General features: G+C 65.9%; 3 protein-coding genes and 2 pseudogenes. All 5 read right to left on the minus strand.

What is annotated here, in order from left to right; genetic code table 11:
• Positions 1-332: pseudogene (locus A5714_RS02415) on the minus strand (nuclear transport factor 2 family protein); the annotation flags it as partial.
• Position 333: 1 nt separating this feature from the next.
• Complete coding sequence (locus A5714_RS02420; protein ID WP_068282404.1) at positions 334-540, minus strand: ferredoxin; 207 nt, start codon at positions 538-540, stop codon at positions 334-336.
• A gap of 8 nt (positions 541-548) precedes the next feature.
• Positions 549-1,904 carry a cytochrome P450 gene (locus A5714_RS02425; RefSeq protein ID WP_068282406.1) on the minus strand — a complete coding sequence of 452 codons (1,356 nt, stop codon included), beginning with the start codon at positions 1,902-1,904 and terminating at the stop codon, positions 549-551.
• Entirely contained in the window at positions 1,901-2,728 is an 828-nt protein-coding gene (locus A5714_RS02430) for an SDR family oxidoreductase (protein ID WP_068282409.1), read from the minus strand. Before A5714_RS02430 ends, A5714_RS02425 begins: the two co-directional genes overlap by 4 nt.
• Positions 2,728-2,894, minus strand: a pseudogene (locus tag A5714_RS25825) (cytochrome P450); the annotation flags it as partial. The pseudogene A5714_RS25825 and the gene A5714_RS02430, both read right to left, overlap by 1 nt.

Consider the following 2,894-nt stretch of genomic DNA (forward strand, 5'->3'; position numbering starts at 1 on the left):
CCGATGCCGTAGATCTCGTCCTGCGTGCCGTCGGACTTGTTGACGATCTGTTTCCAGAAGCCGACGATCTCGCCCTGCTTGTCGTCGATGAGCACCTTCTGGTACTCGTACACCCAGTTCTCCAGGCCCTCCATCTCCAGGCCCAGGGCGATGTCGCGGATCTCGTCGACGCCGACGCACATCACGTCCTCCTTGGGGCCGATGTTCCAGCCGTAGGTGGCGTCCTGGGTGTAGAAGTCCGCCAACGGTCGCCAGTCGCCGGCTTTTTCACAGTCCTTATTGGCTTGCAACCACCGGTCGACCCATGCCTCGAGGTCCTCGCGTGACGCCATCTCAGTCTCCCTTGTCCTTGATGAGAAGTGCTTGCGTGGGGCACATATCGACCGCGCGCTCGATGTCGGCGCGGGCGTCTTCGGGCGGCTCGGGGTCGAGGATCTCGACCTTGCCCCGCCTGGGCACGCGGAAGTATTCCGGCGCCTCCAGCTCACACATGGCGTGGCCCTGGCATAGATCAAGATCGACTTCGATACGAAATCCCATGAGGTGCCCTACCTTTGACGCTTGCGGTAACGCACCTTGGCCGGCCGCGCCAGCTGCACCACCATCTTGGAGTGGTCGTTGTGGTAGCTGTCGGCAGGTTGAGCCATTTCGAAGTCGTACTCGCGCAGCAGAACCGAGAAGATCGCCTTGATCTGCATCTGGGCGAAGGCGGCGCCGACGCAGCGGTGCCGGCCCGCACCGAACGGGATCCAGGTCCACCGGTTGACGATGTCGGCCTGCTCGGGTTTGAGATAGCGGTCGGGCCGGAACGCGTCCGGGTCGGGGAAGTCCTCCGGGATGCGGTTGGAGATGGCCGGAGACGCGGCGACGAAGTCACCGGCGTGGATGGGGAAGCCTTCGACCTCGAATTCGCCCTGGGCGACGCGCATCAGGATGATCAGCGGGGGGTGCAGCCGCAGGGTCTCCTTGACCACGTTGTCCAGCTTGGGAATTGAGCGCAGCGCGTGGAAGCTCACCTCCTGGCCGTCGGCGTAGAGCTCTTCGAGTTCGCTGAGCACCTCGGCGTAGACCTCGGGGTGGCGGATCAACTCGATCAGCGTCCACGCCGAGGTGCCCGAGCTGGTGTGGTGCCCGGCGAACATGAGCGAGATGAACATTCCGGTGACCTCGTCCGCGGAGAAGCGGGCGTTGCCGGTCTCGTCCTTGATCGATACCAAGACGTCGAGCATGTCACGGTCGGCCTTGTCCTTGGGCGGGTTGGCCAGCCGTTGGTCCATGATCTCCTGCACGAGCGCAACGAGTTTCACGCGGGCCTCGTCACGGCGCCGGAAGCTGTCGATCGGCAAGTAGGGGTCGACGTAACACAGCGGGTCGGTGCCGCGTTCCAGTTCGTGGTAGTACTCGGCGAATCGGTGGTCGAGCTGGTTGCGGAATTTCACGCCGATGAGGCAGGCCGTGGAGGTGTAGATGGTCAGCTCGGAGAAGAAGTCGAGCAGTTCGATCTCGCCTTCATCGCCCCAGTCGGCGATCATCCCCTTGACCTGGGCCTCGATGGTGGCGGCGTGCCCCTTCATCTGCTCGCCGCGCAGCGCCGAGTTGTGCAGCATCTCCTTGCGCCGCTCCGGGCTGGCGTCGAACACCACGCCCTTGCCGAAGATCGGCGCCATGAAGGGGTAGGCCGCGGCCTGGTCGAGGTCCTCGTCGGCGGAGCGGAAGAAGAACTCGTTGGCGGTCGCGCCCGAGAGCAGGATGACGTGCTTGTCGACCAGCTGGAACCAGCCCACGTCGCCGCATTCCTCCCGGACGCGCTGCATCAACCCGATCGGGTCGGTGCGGAACTCCTCGAGGTGGCCGTGCTCCTCCTCGCCGCCGGAGACCCGGGGCACCTCGGTGGTCGTGGTCATTGTCCGGGCATCCCTTCTTCTCCGAGTGCCAACTTCTGGCGGCCCTTGTTGCCGGCCAACGGGGCTTCGGGCTGCAGCTCCATGTTGGCGATGAACCCGCCGCGCGGTGTCTCGGCGACGAAGGTGATGGCGCGGGCGAGATCCGAAGCGCGCAGGAAATAGTCGTGGCGGGCCTGACCCCACTTGGCCCAATCCTCTAGGGCCGGACCGATTTTCTCGGCCGGCAGGCTCCACCCCATCGACGTCTTCGTCGGGCCCGGGTGCACGATCGAGGCGCGCACGCCGGTCCCCTCGAGCTCCATCTGGAAGTTGGTGACCATGGCCACCAGCGCCGCCTTGGCCGCGCCGTAGGCGCCCATATGCGGGCGCTGGCGCAGCGCCACGTCCGAGCCGACGAAGATCAGGTCGCCCCGCTGGCGGTCGAGCATGCCGGGCAACACCGCGGCGGCGAGCCGGTTGGCGCCGACGAGGTGGATCTGCAACTGCGACTCGAACTCGTCGGTGGAAATCTCGGCCAGCTTGCCGAAGTAGGTGTCGCCCGCGCCGGCCACCAGCACCTCGATGTCACCGAGCGCGTCCACGGACTGCGCGACAAACGCTTTCACCGAGTTGGGGTCGGTGACGTCGAGGTGGAAGCCCACCGCTTCGCCGCCGTCGGCGTTGATCTTGCCGACGATGTCGGCGAGCTTCTCGACGCGACGCGCACCGAGGGCTACCGGGAAGCCGTGCGCGGCCAGCTCGATCGCGGTGGCCTCGCCGATGCCGGAGGAGGCACCGGCGACGATCGCCGGTCGACGGTCGGGTAAGGCTGCGAAGCGGGGCATCAGCGGGTCTCCACGGTGATGGGTAGGTGAGCGAATCCGCGGACGTTGCTGGAGTGGACGCGGACGGCGTTGGCCTCGTCGACCTCAAATCCGCGGATTCGCTTGAACAACTCGGTGAGCGCCACGCGGGCTTCCATCCGGGCCAGATGGGCACCGAGGCAGAAGT

This window comes from Mycobacterium sp. E2462, assembly GCF_001672685.1.
In the GTDB taxonomy this organism is placed as follows: Bacteria; Actinomycetota; Actinomycetes; order Mycobacteriales; family Mycobacteriaceae; genus Mycobacterium.